The organism is Citrobacter sp. GW821-FHT07H02 (genome assembly GCF_059418505.1).
The window spans coordinates 24,872-41,631 of the sequence record NZ_JBWKPZ010000026.1 but is presented as its reverse complement, the minus strand read 5'-3'; the positions used below and the strand labels follow the sequence as shown (position 1 = coordinate 41,631).

12 protein-coding genes and 1 pseudogene are annotated in these 16,760 nt (G+C 53.7%); 11 read left to right on the top strand and 2 right to left on the bottom strand.

What is annotated here, in order from left to right:
• Positions 1 to 9: 9 nt before the first annotated feature.
• The 3 genes and pseudogenes from AC07NP_RS20255 (at position 10) to AC07NP_RS20245 (ending at position 2,029) form a co-directional block, all read left to right on the top strand.
• Positions 10 to 459: a flavodoxin gene (locus AC07NP_RS20255; protein WP_203360172.1), complete on the top strand. Its 450-nt coding sequence runs from the start codon at positions 10 to 12 to the stop codon at positions 457 to 459.
• A gap of 117 nt (positions 460 to 576) precedes the next feature.
• Positions 577 to 805, top strand: a pseudogene (gudD, locus tag AC07NP_RS20250) (glucarate dehydratase); the annotation flags it as partial.
• A gap of 81 nt (positions 806 to 886) precedes the next feature.
• A complete protein-coding gene (locus tag AC07NP_RS20245) occupies positions 887 to 2,029 on the top strand; it encodes a glycerate kinase (protein ID WP_494661541.1) in 1,143 nt (380 codons plus the stop codon).
• A gap of 83 nt (positions 2,030 to 2,112) precedes the next feature.
• Here the strand turns inward: AC07NP_RS20245 and barA are convergent, their stop codons facing one another.
• Positions 2,113 to 4,869, bottom strand: coding sequence for a two-component sensor histidine kinase BarA (gene barA / locus AC07NP_RS20240; protein ID WP_494661540.1), 2,757 nt, complete (start codon positions 4,867 to 4,869; stop codon positions 2,113 to 2,115).
• Between the two features lie 57 nt (positions 4,870 to 4,926).
• Between barA and rlmD the strand changes: the two genes are divergently transcribed.
• The 5 genes from rlmD (at position 4,927) to eno (ending at position 12,666) form a co-directional block, all read left to right on the top strand.
• Positions 4,927 to 6,225, top strand: a complete 1,299-nt coding sequence (rlmD, locus tag AC07NP_RS20235; protein WP_494661539.1) for a 23S rRNA (uracil(1939)-C(5))-methyltransferase RlmD — start codon at positions 4,927 to 4,929, stop codon at positions 6,223 to 6,225.
• 51 nt (positions 6,226 to 6,276) lie between these two features.
• Entirely contained in the window at positions 6,277 to 8,514 is a 2,238-nt protein-coding gene (gene relA / locus AC07NP_RS20230) for a GTP diphosphokinase (protein WP_203360176.1), read from the top strand.
• A 112-nt stretch (positions 8,515 to 8,626) separates the two neighbouring features.
• The gene (mazG, locus tag AC07NP_RS20225; protein WP_494661538.1) at positions 8,627 to 9,418 is read left to right on the top strand and encodes a nucleoside triphosphate pyrophosphohydrolase; all 792 of its coding nucleotides are present in this window, start codon (positions 8,627 to 8,629) and stop codon (positions 9,416 to 9,418) included.
• Between the two features lie 227 nt (positions 9,419 to 9,645).
• Positions 9,646 to 11,283 (top strand): glutamine hydrolyzing CTP synthase, encoded by a 1,638-nt coding sequence (gene pyrG / locus AC07NP_RS20220; RefSeq protein ID WP_135324499.1) that lies wholly within the window; start codon positions 9,646 to 9,648, stop codon positions 11,281 to 11,283.
• A gap of 87 nt (positions 11,284 to 11,370) precedes the next feature.
• Complete coding sequence (eno, locus tag AC07NP_RS20215; protein WP_203360178.1) at positions 11,371 to 12,666, top strand: phosphopyruvate hydratase; 1,296 nt, start codon at positions 11,371 to 11,373, stop codon at positions 12,664 to 12,666.
• Between the two features lie 56 nt (positions 12,667 to 12,722).
• Here the strand turns inward: eno and AC07NP_RS20210 are convergent, their stop codons facing one another.
• Complete coding sequence (locus AC07NP_RS20210; RefSeq protein WP_494661537.1) at positions 12,723 to 13,547, bottom strand: MurR/RpiR family transcriptional regulator; 825 nt, start codon at positions 13,545 to 13,547, stop codon at positions 12,723 to 12,725.
• Between the two features lie 166 nt (positions 13,548 to 13,713).
• Here AC07NP_RS20210 and AC07NP_RS20205 point away from each other — a divergent pair, with 166 nt between their 5' ends.
• The 3 genes from AC07NP_RS20205 to queE all read left to right on the top strand — a co-directional run bounded on the left by AC07NP_RS20205 (position 13,714) and on the right by queE (position 16,702).
• Positions 13,714 to 15,273, top strand: a complete 1,560-nt coding sequence (locus tag AC07NP_RS20205; RefSeq protein ID WP_494661536.1) for a PTS transporter subunit EIIC — start codon at positions 13,714 to 13,716, stop codon at positions 15,271 to 15,273.
• The gene (locus AC07NP_RS20200; protein ID WP_192613280.1) at positions 15,270 to 15,959 is read left to right on the top strand and encodes an N-acetylmannosamine-6-phosphate 2-epimerase; all 690 of its coding nucleotides are present in this window, start codon (positions 15,270 to 15,272) and stop codon (positions 15,957 to 15,959) included. The genes AC07NP_RS20205 and AC07NP_RS20200 overlap by 4 nt, the downstream gene beginning before the upstream one ends.
• A gap of 71 nt (positions 15,960 to 16,030) precedes the next feature.
• On the top strand, positions 16,031 to 16,702 hold the full coding sequence (gene queE / locus AC07NP_RS20195) for a 7-carboxy-7-deazaguanine synthase QueE (RefSeq protein WP_203360182.1): 672 nt from the start codon (positions 16,031 to 16,033) through the stop codon (positions 16,700 to 16,702).
• Positions 16,703 to 16,760 lie beyond the last annotated feature (58 nt).

Genomic DNA, 16,760 nt, shown 5'->3' with positions numbered 1-16,760 from the left:
AAAATCGTCATGGCGGAAATTGGTATTTTTGTCGGCACAATGTATGGAAACGCGCTGCTGGTTGCGGAGGAGGCGGAAGCTATCCTTACCGCGCAGGGTCATAACGCGAAAGTGTTTGAAGATCCCGAATTGACCGACTGGCAGCCGTATCTGGATAAAGTCGTTCTGGTGGTGACCTCAACGACAGGTCAGGGCGATCTTCCCGACAGTATTGTGCCGTTGTTCCAGGGCATCAAAGAGAGTCTCGGTTTCCAGCCAAATCTGCGTTATGGCGTGATTGCATTGGGCGACAGTAGCTACACCAATTTCTGTAACGGCGGTAAGCAATTTGATGCGTTATTGCAGGAACAAAGCGCGCAACGGGTGGGGGAAATGTTGCTGATTGATGCCGGTGAGCATCCTGAACCTGAAAGCGAATCAAATCCCTGGGTTGAACACTGGGGCACGTTACTCTCCTGAACCCATGCCCCAATGAGGGGCATCTCTTCATTGTTATTTACCACTCAACAAAAGGCGATGCGCCAGGTGTTGCCTGTGACGTTCAGTTTGCGCGAGCGTTAGGCATCTGCACCAAAAGCGGCGGCGCCAGGTAAGATAACGGCGATCGATACGCACTGGATTTGGCAGGAAGGTAATCAACGCCTGACCAAAGAACCGTTTGAAATTAAAGGCGGTATGGGCCAGGTGATGAAAGCGCACGAGTTGTATCAGCGACACGGTCTGGGGGCGCGATGATGCTATGGGAATGCAGTACCTGATCCCTAACTGGACATTCGACAACAAGCGCCCGTGCATGGTACGCTAAGAGTTATGGTACCGCTCCCATGAGAGGCGGTTCTTCTCTCGGTGTATGCTTAACAGAGTCAACATGCATTAAGGATGCTTTATGAAAATAGTGATCGCGCCGGACTCATATAAGGAAAGTTTGAGTGCTCTTGAAGTGGCGACCGCCATCGAGCAGGGGTTTCGCGAAATCTGGCCTGATGCGGATTACGTGAAGATTCCGGTTGCTGACGGTGGAGAAGGAACGGTTGAGGCCATGGTGGAGGCGACGGCGGGTCGTATTGTTCGTGTTAACGTGACGGGACCTCTGGGTAAACCTGTTGACGCATTTTACGGATTGTCTGGCGATGAGCGCTCGGCCTTCATCGAAATGGCTGCTGCCAGCGGTCTGGAACTCGTCCCATCAGGACTGCGCGATCCGCTAAAAACGACCTCGTGGGGGACGGGTGAGCTTATTCGACACGCCTTAGATGCGGGCGTCGAACATATCATTATCGGTATTGGCGGCAGCGCCACGAATGATGGCGGCGCGGGCATGATGCAGGCGCTGGGCGCGAGATTACTGGATTCCCAACAAAACGAAATAGTGCCGGGCGGCGCAGCGCTGGAAACGCTCGCGCAGATCGAGATCGGCCAACTGGATACGCGCCTTGCCGCGTGCCGCATTGAAGTGGCGTGCGATGTGACCAATCCATTGACCGGAAACGAGGGCGCGTCGGCTGTTTTTGGTCCGCAGAAAGGGGCGACACCGGAAATGATCGTACGCCTGGATAAGGCACTGGCGCATTACGCGCAGTTGATTGCCCGCGATCTCAATGTTGATGTCTCCGGGCTGGCCGGCGGCGGCGCGGCGGGCGGAATGGGCGCGGCGCTGTACGCGTTTTGCGGTGCTGAATTGCGCAGAGGGATTGAGATAGTGACCGATGCCCTGCAGCTGGATGCCTGTGTCGTCGATGCAGATTTGGTGATTACCGGGGAAGGGCGGATCGACAGCCAGACGGTTCACGGCAAAGTCCCCGTCGGCGTTGCCAGCGTCGCGAAACGCTACAATAAGCCGGTGATCGGCATTGCCGGGAGTTTAACGGCGGATGTCGGTGTGGTGCATCAGCATGGCATTGATGCCGTGTTTAGTGTGATTTATAACATTTGCACACTCGATGATGCGCTGAAAAATGCCGCCGAGAATGTGCGGATGACCGCAAGAAACGTGGCTGCGACCATCAGGCTGGGGCAGCTTATACGCTGAGTGTCTGTTGAGACTCGCTTATCTGGCCTGGGCATGCGAGCCATCAGGCCAGATAAGACGCATTGCCATTCGGTCCTGGCGTTTTATCCCAGCATCTTTTTGGCTTCCCGCGCAACGTTATCCATTTCATCGAGCAGCTCCAGCAGTTCCGGCTCCAGCTCTTCTTCTTTGATCCCGCTACGCAGTTGTTGCTCAATGAACTGGCAAAGGCTTTTCATGCGCGGTACGCCGCTGTAACCGCAGCTACCATGCAATTTGTGGATTAAATCAACAAGGCCTTCCGGGTTTTCGCCGACCAGTTGCTCTTCAATCTTATTGCGAACCTCTGGCAAGAAGTCGAGCAACATTTGCAGCATATCCCGCGCCAGGGAGGATTTTCCGGCAGCCTGCCTGAGCGCCAGTTGCCAGTCGAGCGTGGCATTCGGGTTGAAGATAAATTCGGCCGGTTCGGGTACCTGTGGTCGGTTTATCACTCCCGTTCCTGGCTTGTAGCGCAGCAGCAGGTTGTAGAGCTTCTCTTCTTCAATCGGTTTAGCCAGATAGTCGTTCATTCCCGCACTCAGCAACTTCTCTTTTTGCCCCGCCATGGCATGTGCGGTGACGGCAATCACGGGGGTTTGCTGTTGGTGAGGGAGTTGATGAATCAGTTCGCAGGCGCGAATGCCATCCATATCAGGCATCTGAATATCCATCAGGATCAAATCAAACTGCAGCTGTTTGGCGCGATCCACCGCCTGATGGCCGCTGTCGCAAAGCTCGACGTGCTGCACGATATCTTCCAGCAGAGCGCCGATCAGCTTCAGGTTGGCAGGGTTATCATCCACCGCCATAACCGACATCGCAATTTTGCTTTCATTAACGGGCAGTAGCTCGGTGCTTTGATTCAGATGGCAATATTCGCTCAATACAGGCAGTAAACGGGTAGAGGTCAGCGGTTTCAATAGACAGGCAGCCGCACCTCCCTGTTTGAGTTCTTCCGCGTTGATTTGGGCATGGCAAGGCAACGCCAGCAGCAGGAATTCGGTCATTGATGCCGCTTTTGCCAGTCTTTCATGCTGCATGGTGAGTGGCTCGCGGAGCGTCACCGGCACGCTCAGCAGCAGAATATCGTAGTGATCGATCGGTAAGGCCGAAAACGTCGGGCTATAAATCACTTCAAGCGGCGTATCACTCAGCAGATCCAGGGTGCATTGTGCGGCGGTGGCATTAGGTTCGACATACGCCAGACGTTTACCCGCCAGACAGCGGGTCGAGGGACCATCGCTGATAACGTTAGGGTTGAGATCGAGATTGATGTGGAACCAGAAGGTGGAGCCGCGATTAGGCTGGCTGTGGAACGAGATATCCCCACCCATTTCGTTGACCAGTTTTTGCGTAATCACCAGCCCTAACCCGGTTCCCCCGTGGCGGCGCGAAATGCTGGCGTCAGCCTGGCGGAATGCCTGGAACAACCGCGACTGATCGCGTTCAGGAATACCGATACCGGTATCGCGGATCTGCACTTCAATCTGCACCTTGGTGTTACTGAGCGCGCGTTTCTCCACCAGAATATCGATATTACCGCTTTCGGTGAATTTAATGGCGTTCCCCACCAGATTGGTGATCACTTGCTGTAAACGCAGCGGATCGCCAATGACGTTGTCTGGCACGTCATTTTTAATATTGAGCGTCAGCTCCAGCCCTTTATCGTGCGAGGAATGGGCTAAGAGGGTCACGACTTCGTCGAGCGCATTACGCAGCGGGAAGGGAATACTCTCCAGTATCAGTTTGCCTGCTTCCAGCTTGGAGAAGTCGAGCACATCATTAATGATCGCCAGCAGATTATTCGCCGAACGTTCAATGGTATTCAGGTGATCGCGCTGGGTTGGGTTTAACTCGGTTTTTAACGTCAGACGGGTAAAGCCAATAACGCCATTGAGCGGGGTACGCAGTTCGTGGGACATGTTCGCCAGAAACTCAGACTTAATGCGTGCGGCCTCCTGGGCGCGTTTTTTCGCCAGGTCCAGTTCAACGTTCTGGATCTCCATCTGTTCCAGCGTTTCACGCAGGTCCGAGGTCGCCTGATCAATGTTGTGCTGCATCTCTTCATGATAAGCCGCAAGCGACATGGCCATCGAGTTGATGCCATTTTTCAGCATATCCAGCTCGCCGAGCATGAATCCTTCAACGCGACTGTCGAGCTGCCCACGGCGGATCCTGTCAACGGTATTCACCATATTACGAATAGGACCGGTGACGTCGCGCATCAGCCGCCAGCCGAAAATTAACGCGATGCCGATGCAAAACAGCATCATGACGCTGGAAATAAAGATTTCTTTGTACTGCTGTAGCCGCACCGAGCGAAGATCCAGTTCCAGCGCCACATATCCCAACATGTTTTTGGTGTTTTTGGCGTCGCTCACCGCAGACTCATCCGGCGAATAGCTCTCGGAAATAATGGGCGTGCGAAGGATCATGATATCCCCGTGGCGGGTCACACTTAGCCTGCGGGGGAAGGGTGCGCCAGTGGCGAGCTGCATGTCTGTCGGATCGAGGTGAAAATTCGAGGTGACGAACAGCCGATTGTTTTCATCAAAGACCGAAATCGCCCGCACAATATCGGAATGACGGCGATGCAGGACACTGATCAACTGACCGATGGATTCGCGGTTCTGCAGATTCATGCCATATTCGCTGGAGACAGCAAGGGGTTCGATAATGCTGGCACCGGCATCTTCCAGTTGACGCTGCAAGTCGTGATAGCGATGCACGACGAAAAAGATACTGAGCAGTAAACCAATAAGGACAGTCGGTGCCAGGATCAGAATCATCATGCGTGCGCGCAGGCTGTAGTTGGTCATGGAGTTCCGTTATGGGACAATTAGGGTCACACTGTTAAATTGAGAAAAATCTCGTCAATGGCGCAATTCTACTCTGCAAAACGACGCGTGACGACGCGTCAGATCATAACCGTTACAGTCAATGACCTGGATCCCTTTGGCCAGGGCGTTGCTCGCCACAATGGAAAAGCCTTGTTTATCCCGGGATTGCTGCCGCAAGAAAGCGCTGAAGTCGTTATTACCGAAGATAAAAAACAGTACGCCCGCGCCCAGGTTAAACGTCGTCTGAAAGCGAGTCCGGAGCGTGAAACGCCACGCTGTCCGCATTTTGGCGTCTGCGGTGGATGTCAGCAACAACATGCCAGCATTGCTCTGCAACAGCAAAGCAAAAGTGCGGCGCTCGCGCGTTTAATGAAAAATGAGGTTTCTGAAGTTATTGCCGGTTCTGCGTGGAATTACCGTCGTCGCGCGCGACTGAGCCTGAACTATCAGCCCAAAACGCAGCATCTTCAGATGGGATTTCGCAAAGCCAACTCCAGTGACATTGTCGAGGTGATGCAGTGCCCCGTTTTGGTGCCCCAGCTTGAGGCCTTGTTGCCCGGTCTTAGGGCATGCCTTGCCGACCTGCAGGCCCTTCGCCATCTTGGCCATGTTGAGCTGGTGCAGGCAGAGAATGGCACGCTGATGATCCTGCGTCATACCGGACCCTTAAGTGCGGCAGACAAAGAAAAACTGGAACGCTTTTCGCATTCTGAGGGACTGTTTCTGTTTCTGGCGCCCCAAAGCGACATACTTGAGCCGATTTCCGGGGAGGCGCCCTGGTACGATTCAAACGGGCTACGCTTAACCTTCAGTCCGCGTGACTTTATCCAGGTTAACGCCAGGGTAAACCAACTCATGGTCGCGCGAGCGATGGAGTGGCTGGATATCCAACCCGACGATCGCGTATTAGATCTTTTCTGCGGTATGGGCAATTTTACCCTGCCATTGGCAACGCGCGCGCGTCATGTGGTGGGCGTAGAAGGCGTTCCTGCCCTGGTAGAAAAAGGGCGTGAAAATGCGTTGCGCAACGGATTACACAATGTGACATTCTTTCACGAGAATCTCGAAGACGATGTGACTCAGCAGCCGTGGGCGGCTGAAGGCTTCGACAAAATCTTGCTCGATCCTGCTCGCGCTGGGGCTGCAGGCGTGATGCAACATATTATAAAATTGAACCCTGGTCGCATTGTTTATGTATCCTGTAACCCAGCCACGCTGGCTCGTGATAGCGAAGCGTTGTTGAGCGCAGGTTACCAAATTAAGCGGCTGGCGATGCTCGACATGTTCCCGCACACTGGGCACCTGGAGTCGATGGTGTTGTTTGAGCAGTTGTAATGAATTACGGTTTGCTGACGTTGGCAGGCCTGGTCCCTTAAGGAGAGGACAATGGTTGCGGTAAGAAGTGCACATCTTAATAAAGCGGGTGAATTTGATCCGAAAAAATGGATCACGAGTCTGGGAATCACCAACCAGCCGTCGTGTGAGCGCTTAGCCGAAACCTGGGCGTATTGCCTGCAACAGACACAGGGACACCCGAATGCCGAGTTGTTGCTGTGGCGCGGCGTGGAGATGGTGGAAATCCTCTCTATGCTGAGTATGGATATCGACACGTTGCGGGCTGCGCTGTTGTTCCCTCTGGCGGATGGTAATGTTGTCAGTGAGGATGTTCTGCGCGAGAGCGTAGGTAAGTCCATCGTCAATCTTATTCATGGTGTTCGCGACATGGCGGCAATCCGCCAGCTTAAAGCGACGCACACCGACTCCGTCTCGTCTGAACAGGTTGATAATGTTCGCCGGATGCTGCTGGCGATGGTGGACGATTTCCGCTGCGTGGTGATCAAGCTGGCGGAACGTATTGCGCATCTGCGTGAAGTGAAAGACGCGCCGGAAGACGAACGCGTGCTGGCGGCAAAAGAGTGCACCAACATCTACGCACCGCTGGCAAACCGCTTAGGGATCGGGCAACTGAAATGGGAACTGGAAGATTACTGCTTCCGTTACCTGCACCCGGCAGAATACAAACGCATTGCCAAACTGCTGCATGAACGGCGTATTGACCGTGAGCATTACATCGACGAGTTTGTCGGTCACCTGCGCGCGGAGATGAAGACCGAAGGCGTGAAAGCGGAAGTGTACGGTCGCCCGAAACACATTTACAGCATCTGGCGCAAAATGCAGAAAAAGCAGCTGGCGTTTGATGAGCTGTTCGATGTGCGCGCTGTACGCATCGTGGCGGAGCGTTTACAGGATTGCTACGCCGCGCTGGGGATTGTGCATACGCACTATCGCCATCTCCCCGATGAGTTTGACGACTACGTCGCCAATCCGAAACCCAATGGTTATCAGTCTATCCATACCGTTGTGCTTGGGCCGGGTGGAAAAACCATAGAAATTCAAATTCGTACCCGACAGATGCATGAAGACGCCGAATTGGGCGTCGCCGCGCACTGGAAGTACAAAGAGGGCCCCGCCTCGGGGGCGGCTGCACGTTCCGGTCACGAAGACCGGATCGCCTGGTTGCGTAAGCTGATTGCCTGGCAGGAAGAGATGGCGGATTCCGGCGAAATGCTGGACGAAGTCCGTAGCCAGGTCTTTGATGACCGTGTGTATGTCTTTACCCCAAAAGGCGATGTGGTGGACTTGCCCGCAGGCTCTACGCCGCTCGACTTTGCTTACCATATCCACAGTGATGTGGGGCACCGCTGCATTGGCGCGAAGATCGGCGGACGCATCGTGCCGTTTACCTATCAGCTGCAAATGGGCGATCAGATAGAAATCATCACCCAGAAGCAGCCGAATCCCAGTCGCGACTGGCTCAACCCGAACCTGGGCTATGTCACCACCAGCCGCGGCCGGTCGAAAATTCATGCCTGGTTCCGCAAACAGGACCGGGACAAAAACATCCTTGCGGGTCGCCAGATCCTTGACGACGAACTGGAACATTTGGGCATCAGCCTGAAGGAAGCGGAAAAGCACCTGCTGCCACGCTACAGCTTTAACGAGCTGGATGAACTGCTGGCGGCAATTGGCGGAGGGGATATCCGTCTTAACCAGATGGTGAACTTCCTGCAGTCACAGTTCAATAAACCCAGCGCCGCCGAACAGGATGCTGCCGCGCTGAAACAGCTACAGCAGAAATCGCAAGCGCCGCAGAACCGTCGCAAAGATGATGGCCGTGTAGTGGTCGAAGGTGTCGGGAACCTGATGCACCACATTGCCCGCTGCTGCCAGCCGATTCCGGGCGATGAGATTGTCGGTTTCATCACTCAGGGGCGTGGTATTTCCGTGCACCGTGCGGACTGCGAGCAACTGACAGAACTGCGTTCCCACGCGCCGGAGCGGATTGTGGATGCAGTCTGGGGCGAAAGTTATTCCGCCGGTTATTCGCTGGTTGTGCGTGTTCAGGCCAACGATCGCAGCGGGCTGCTGCGCGACATCACCACCATTCTGGCGAACGAAAAAGTGAACGTACTGGGCGTTGCCAGCCGCAGTGATACCAGGCAACAGCTTGCCACAATTGATATGACTATCGAAATTTACAACCTGCAGGTGCTGGGCCGCGTGCTCGGTAAGCTGAACCAGGTGCCGGATGTGATCGACGCACGTCGTTTGCACGGAAGTTAATTTTAATCTTTAGGCCGGATAAGGCATTAGCCGCTATCCGGCATTTTTTTGCCTGATGGCGACGCAAGACGTCTTATCAGGCCAACATTGGTTACAACTCTCAGGATCTCACATGAATCAAATCGACCGCCTGCTCGGCATCATGAAGCGTCTGCGTGACCCGGAAAATGGCTGTCCGTGGGATAAAGAGCAAACTTTTGCCACTATTGTGCCGCATACGCTGGAAGAGACTTACGAAGTGCTGGATGCCATTGCCCGCGAAGATTTTGACGATCTGCGTGGTGAATTGGGCGATCTGTTATTTCAGGTTGTGTTCTACGCCCAGATGGCGCAGGAAGAGGGGCGATTCGATTTTAACGATATTTGCGCCGCCATTAGCGACAAACTTGAACGCCGTCATCCGCATGTGTTTGCCGATGCGTGCGCCAATACCAGTACCGAAGTGCTTACCCGCTGGGAGCAGATCAAAACGGAAGAACGTGCCGACAAAGCGCAGCTTTCGGCACTGGATGACATTCCCCGCAGTTTACCGGCATTAATGCGCGCGCAAAAAATCCAGAAACGCTGTTCAAATGTTGGCTTTGACTGGACAACGCTCGGACCGGTCGTCGACAAGGTTTACGAAGAGATTGACGAGGTCATGTTTGAGGCGCGGCAGGTCGTCGTAGACCAGGCTAAACTGGAGGAGGAAATGGGCGATTTGCTGTTTGCGACAGTGAATATGGCCCGCCATTTAGGCACCAAAGCGGAGACTGCGTTACAAAAAGCGAACGAAAAGTTCGAACGTCGCTTTCGTGAGGTTGAACGTATTGTCGCAGCCCGCGGTCTGGAAATGACTGGGGTAGATTTGGAAACCATGGAAGAGGTCTGGCAGCAGGTAAAACGCCAGGAAATTGATCTCTAAGGAATTTAAGCGGTCAAGGGCGTTTTGTGTGATTTTTTAAATAACAAGCTCTTGATTTGCGTCAAAAACATTTAGCCCAAAGGGGCTATTTTCTCACTCCCAATATTAATGTGAGCCTGATGAAGAGGAGGAATAATGAAAGTTTGTGGCGTACGTCATGTTCGGGTATACTGCTTTCCCGTCTTGGTTATTCCATCGTCTTTTAAACCTAACTTCTCAGGTTCAGCATGACAACGAACTATATTTTTGTGACCGGCGGGGTTGTATCCTCTCTGGGAAAAGGCATTGCCGCAGCCTCCCTCGCAGCCATTCTTGAAGCCCGTGGTCTCAATGTGACCATGATGAAACTGGATCCGTATATCAACGTCGATCCGGGCACTATGAGCCCAATCCAACACGGGGAAGTGTTCGTTACTGAAGACGGCGCCGAAACCGATCTGGACCTGGGTCACTATGAGCGTTTCATCCGCACCAAAATGAGCCGCCGCAACAACTTCACCACAGGTCGTATCTACTCCGACGTTTTGCGTAAAGAACGCCGTGGCGATTATCTTGGCGCAACCGTACAGGTTATCCCGCACATCACCAATGCGATTAAAGAGCGCGTTCTGGCGGGTGGCGAAGGTCACGACGTGGTGCTGGTTGAAATCGGCGGTACCGTCGGTGATATCGAGTCCTTACCGTTCCTTGAAGCGATTCGCCAGCTGGCAGTGGATATCGGTCGTGAACACGCTCTGTTCATGCACCTGACCCTGGTGCCTTATCTGGCCGCGGCCGGTGAAGTCAAAACCAAACCGACTCAGCACTCTGTAAAAGAGCTGTTGTCCATCGGTATTCAGCCTGACATCCTGGTTTGCCGTTCTGACCGTGCGATTCCGGCCAACGAACGTGCAAAAATTGCATTGTTCTGTAACGTGCCAGAAAAAGCCGTTATTTCAATGAAAGATGTCGATTCCATTTATAAAATTCCAGGCCTGTTGAAATCTCAGGGTCTTGACGATTATATTTGTAAACGATTCAGCTTGAACTGTCCGGAAGCTAATCTGTCAGAATGGGAACAGGTTATCTACGAAGAAGCTAATCCGGCAGGCGAAGTGACGATTGGTATGGTCGGCAAGTACATTGAACTGCCGGACGCCTACAAATCAGTGATTGAAGCGCTGAAACACGGTGGCCTGAAAAACCGCGTGACCGTTAACATCAAGCTGATTGATTCGCAGGATGTGGAAACGCGCGGCGTCGAAATTCTGAAAGATTTGGATGCTATTCTTATCCCGGGCGGCTTCGGCTACCGTGGTGTAGAAGGCAAGATCGCTACCGCACGCTTTGCGCGTGAGAACAATATTCCTTATCTGGGCATTTGCTTGGGTATGCAGGTTGCGTTGATTGAGTTTGCACGTAACGTCGTCGGTATGGACAACGCCAACTCGACGGAATTTGTGCCAGACTGTAAGTACCCGGTGGTGGCCCTGATTACCGAATGGCGTGACGAAGACGGCAACGTTGAAGTCCGTACCGAAAAGAGCGATCTGGGCGGCACGATGCGCCTTGGCGCGCAGCAGTGTCAGTTGGACGACGAGAGTCTGGTGCGTAAGCTGTACGGTACGCCGACGATTGTTGAACGCCATCGCCACCGCTACGAAGTCAACAATATGCTGTTGAAACAAATTGAAGCTGCGGGTCTGCGCGTTGCAGGCCGTTCCGGTGATGATCAGTTGGTCGAGATCATTGAGGTACCGAATCATCCGTGGTTCGTGGCCTGTCAGTTCCATCCGGAATTTACTTCCACGCCACGTGATGGCCATCCGCTGTTTGCGGGCTTTGTGAAAGCCGCCAGCGAGCATCAGAAGCGTCAGGCGAAGTAAGAAGTAAAAAGTTAGAACGGCAACGCGTACCTTAGGTACGCGTTGTTTGTCTGGAGTTTTAGTTTAACTTGTACTGAGGAAAATCTAATGTCCAAAATCGTTAAAGTCATCGGTCGTGAAATCATCGACTCCCGTGGTAACCCGACTGTTGAAGCCGAAGTACACCTGGAGGGTGGTTTCGTAGGTATGGCAGCTGCTCCGTCAGGTGCTTCTACTGGTTCCCGCGAAGCGCTGGAACTGCGCGATGGCGACAAATCCCGTTTCCTGGGTAAAGGCGTAACCAAAGCTGTTGGCGCGGTTAACGGCCCGATCGCTCAGGCACTCCTTGGCAAAGACGCCAAAGATCAGGCCGGCATCGACAAGATCATGATCGACCTGGACGGTACTGAAAACAAATCCAACTTCGGTGCGAACGCAATCCTGGCTGTGTCTCTGGCTAACGCCAAAGCTGCTGCTGCCGCTAAAGGCATGCCGCTGTACGAGCACATCGCTGAGCTGAACGGTACTCCGGGCAAATACTCTATGCCGGTTCCGATGATGAACATCATCAACGGTGGTGAGCACGCTGACAACAACGTTGATATCCAAGAGTTCATGATTCAGCCTGTTGGCGCGAAAACGCTGAAAGAAGCCATCCGTATGGGTTCTGAAGTGTTCCACACCCTGGCTAAAGTTCTGAAATCTAAAGGCATGGGTACTGCTGTTGGTGACGAAGGTGGCTACGCGCCGAACCTGGGTTCCAACGCAGAAGCGCTGGCTGTTATTGCTGAAGCGGTTAAAGCTGCAGGTTACGAGCTGGGCACCGACATCACTCTGGCGATGGACTGTGCAGCGTCTGAATTCTACAAAGACGGTAAATACGTTCTGGCTGGCGAAGGCAACAAATCTTTCACCTCTGAAGAATTTACCCACTTCCTGGAAGACCTGACTAAACAGTACCCGATCGTTTCCATCGAAGACGGTCTGGACGAGTCTGACTGGGATGGTTTCGCATACCAGACTAAAGTTATGGGCGACAAACTTCAGTTAGTTGGTGACGACCTGTTCGTAACTAACACCAAAATCCTGAAACGTGGTATCGACAACGGTATCGCTAACTCCATTCTGATCAAATTCAACCAGATCGGTTCTCTGACCGAAACTCTGGCTGCGATCAAAATGGCGAAAGACGCTGGCTACACTGCAGTTATCTCTCACCGTTCTGGCGAAACTGAAGATGCGACCATCGCTGACCTGGCTGTTGGTACCGCTGCAGGCCAGATCAAAACCGGTTCTATGAGCCGTTCTGACCGTGTTGCTAAGTACAACCAGCTGATTCGTATCGAAGAAGCGCTGGGTGAAAAAGCACCGTACAACGGTCGTAAAGAGATCAAAGGTCAGTAATCTGAACCTTACCTCTTAAGAAAAAACCCGCCTCGGCGGGTTTTTTTATGCCTGCGCTACAGCAGCAGCGGTAGCGTCGCGCTGGCCGTTTGTTGGCTTACATTGCTGTAACCCTCGTCCAGTGCAATCAGCGATGTTGTGAGCAGTTCAACTAACAGCATTACCCCGACTTTGGCATTCAACGCCCCGGCGCTCAGCGGCCCTTCCGGTTTGGCGGCCACCAGTTGGAAATCACTCAATGAACCCAGCGGGCTACGCGGCGTATTACTCAGCACCAACACCGGAACGCCACGCTTGCGGGCAAGCTTAACCACATGCAGTAAATCGCGGGTCGAGCCTGAACTGGAGATCGCCACCACCAGCGTCTCTTTTGAAAGCGCTGTAGCATTCATGGCGGCACGATGCATGTCGCTGAACAGCTGCGCAGGTTTACCGAGTCGCAGGAGTTTGTAATGCAAATACTCCCCAAGAATTGCACTGGCGGCCACGCCGTAGATCTGCACAGCGTGCGCTTGATGCAGCGCCAGCGCGGCTTTTTCCAGCATCGCTCTGTCGAGTAATTTTGCCGTGTCCTGCAATGCCTGCACAGACTCATTGACGACGTTATCAATCTCATCGCCACTCTGCTGAACGGGTTGCCCCTGCTGGATATCCAGCGCCAGCGCCATCTTAAATTCGTTATAGCCTTTACATCCCAGCGTGCGGCATAAGCGCGTGACGCTTGCTTCACTGGTATCACTTTCCCGGGCCAGTTCGGTAATCGTCAGGTAGAGCACTTTTGCCGGATCGTTCAGGACAAACTCTCCCAGCTTTTGCTGAGTCGGGCTGTATCCGGAAACCCCCTGGCGCAGCCTCAGCAGCAGATTTTCATTTTCTGACATGCAAGATCCTTAATGCGTTTCTCTGCGGCTAGTGTGGCGGAAAGCAGGGGGGCGATGCCAGTTATTTTAAAAAAGTATGATCCGCTTCCTGGATTTTTGGTGATAATTTTCACTTTTATATATTTGTGTGGTAAAAATTTTCATCGATTGATGGGGAAGTGAAAAAATGATGCAAATATTCAGCGGTGCCTCCTCGGGTGCCTGGTTTGAAAAGGCGCAACGATTCGGTAAATCGTTCATGCTGCCGATTGCGGTGTTGCCTGCCGCGGGCTTGTTATTGGGGATCGGTGGCGCGCTCTCGAATCCGAACACCATAACAGCCTATCCGTTTTTGGATATCGGCTGGTTACAGGCCATTTTTACGATCATGAGCAGCGCGGGCTCGATTGTATTTGCCAACCTCTCGGTGCTGTTTGCTGTTGGGGTAGCGGTCGGGCTGGCGAAAACCGATAAAGGTACGGCCGGGCTTGCGGCGCTGCTGGCATTTTTAGTGATGAACGCCACGATCAACGCCTTGCTGATCCTGACCGGTACGCTGGCGCTCGAGAATCCTGGCGCGGTCGGGCAGGGGATGACGCTGGGTATCCAGACCCTGGAAACGGGGGTCTTCGGCGGCGTGGTGATTGGTCTGGTGACCTGCGTTCTGCATCAGCGCTTCAACAAAATTGCATTGCCGCAGTTCCTGGGCTTCTTTGGCGGCTCACGTTTTGTGCCAATCATCAGTTCGCTGGCGGCGATTCTGGTTGGCGCGGCGATGACCGTGGTGTGGCCGCATTTCCAGAAACTGATTTTTGGTCTGGGTGGCCTGGTGGATGCGACAGGGTATCTGGGGACGTTTCTGTACGGCTTTATTCTGCGTATGCTCGGTCCGTTTGGCCTGCACCATATCTTCTATCTGCCCTTCTGGACGACGGCGCTGGGGGGAAGTGAAATCGTCAATGGTCAACTGGTTGAAGGTACGCAGCGTATTTTCTTCGCCCAGCTTGCCGACCCTGCTGTTCAACAGTTTTACATCGGCACTTCGCGTTTTATGTCCGGTCGCTTTATCACCATGATGTTCGGCCTGATTGGCGCGTGTCTGGCGATGTATCACACGGCAAACGCTGAGAACAAGAAACGGGTTGCCGGGTTGCTGTTGTCTGCCGCGCTGACCTCTTTCCTGACGGGGATCACCGAACCGATTGAGTTCTCCTTCCTGTTTGTGGCGCCGGTTCTGTATGTCATTCATGCCTTCTTCGACGGGCTGGCGTTTATGATCGCGCATATTCTGCATATCACGATCGGCCAGACGTTCTCTGGCGGGTTTATCGATTTCATTCTCTTTGGCGTGCTGCAGGGCGAGGCCAAAACCCACTGGATGTATGTACCGCTGGTCGGTGTACCGTGGTTCTTCCTGTACTACTTTACGTTCCGCTACCTGATTAACCGCTTTGGTTTTCTGACGCCGGGGCGTGAGAAAGAGACAACAGTAGAAAGTGTGCTCCCGCAAAGCGAACGCGCGGCGGCAGTGATTGCCGGATTGGGCGGCAAAGACAACCTTGAAGAGGTGGACTGCTGTGCAACGCGTTTGCGCGTCACGGTCAAAGAGGGCGCAAAGGTGGATGAAGCGGCATTGAAAGCGACCGGCGCGCGTGGCGTCATCCTGCGTGGTAACGGGGTCCAGGTCATTTATGGCCCGCACGTCACGATCATCAAAAATGAAATTGAAGAGACATTATCGCAATGAAAACTGTACTGGATAACCTGAAAGGCAAGTTAGTCGTCTCCTGCCAGGCGCTGGAACATGAACCCTTACACAGCCCGTTTATTATGTCGCGCATGGCGCTGGCGGCAGCACAAGGCGGAGCGGTGGCGATCCGCGCAAATAGCGTGGTGGATATCGCCGCCATCAAACAGCAGGTTTCTTTACCGGTGATTGGCATCATCAAGCGTGATTACCCGGACAGCGAGGTATTTATTACTGCCACGATGAAAGAAGTGGATGAGCTGATGAGCGTGGGACCGGAAATTATTGCTCTCGACGCCACAGCGCGCCCTCGCCCGCAGGGTCAAACGCTGGAAGCGCTGGTTGCGCAGATCCGTTCCCGCTATCCGGCAGTTTTACTGATGGCGGATATTGCCAGCGTAGAAGAGGCGGTCACGGCGCAGGCACTGGGGTTCGACTGCGTAGGGACCACGCTCTATGGCTACACCGCAGAGACGGCAGGCCACCGCTTACCGGAGAATGACTGCGGCTTTTTACGCGATGTGCTGGCAGCCGTGACGGTTCCGGTGGTGGCGGAAGGGAATGTCGAGACGCCGGAGCTGGCAGCGCGCTGTCTTGCGTTAGGCGCACATACCGTTGTGGTGGGTGGTGCGATCACTCGTCCGCAGCAGATCACAGAGCGCTTTATTGCGGCAATCACAGCCTAAAGCACCGATGGGGCATGATACTTTGGCGGGGATCTGCGATAATTATCGTTTATCCCCACATTGAGATGATTATGCAGTACCCGATTAACGAGATGTTCCAGACCCTGCAAGGTGAGGGTTATTTTACCGGTGTCCCCGCCATTTTTATTCGTTTACAGGGATGCCCGGTTGGCTGTGCCTGGTGCGACACCAAACACACCTGGGATAAGCTTGAGGATCGGGAAGTTTCCCTGTATAGCATCCTGGCGAAAACCAAAGAGAGCGACAAATGGGGCGCGGCGAGCAGCGAAGATCTGCTGGCGGTAATTGGCCGACAGGGTTATACCGCACGTCATGTGGTGATTACCGGCGGTGAACCCTGCATTCATGATTTGATGCCGCTCACCGAGTTACTGGAAAAGAACGGTTTCAGCTGCCAGATTGAGACCAGCGGCACCCACGAAGTCCGCTGTTCGACCAACACCTGGGTGACGGTTTCTCCGAAAGTGAATATGCGTGGTGGCTATGACGTGCTCTCACAGGCGCTGGAGCGAGCCAATGAAATCAAGCATCCGGTTGGGCGGGTTCGCGATATCGAAGCGCTGGATGAACTGCTGGCCACATTGACCGATGATAAACCGCGCATTATTGCTCTGCAGCCTATCAGTCAGAAAGAAGACGCGACGCGTCTGTGCATTGAAACCTGTATCGCCCGCAACTGGCGTCTCTCCATGCAGACGCACAAATATCTGAATATCGCGTGACTTAAAAGCCGGATGGCGCTGCGCTTATCCGGCCTAAAAGGACGACGGGTTTTGTAGG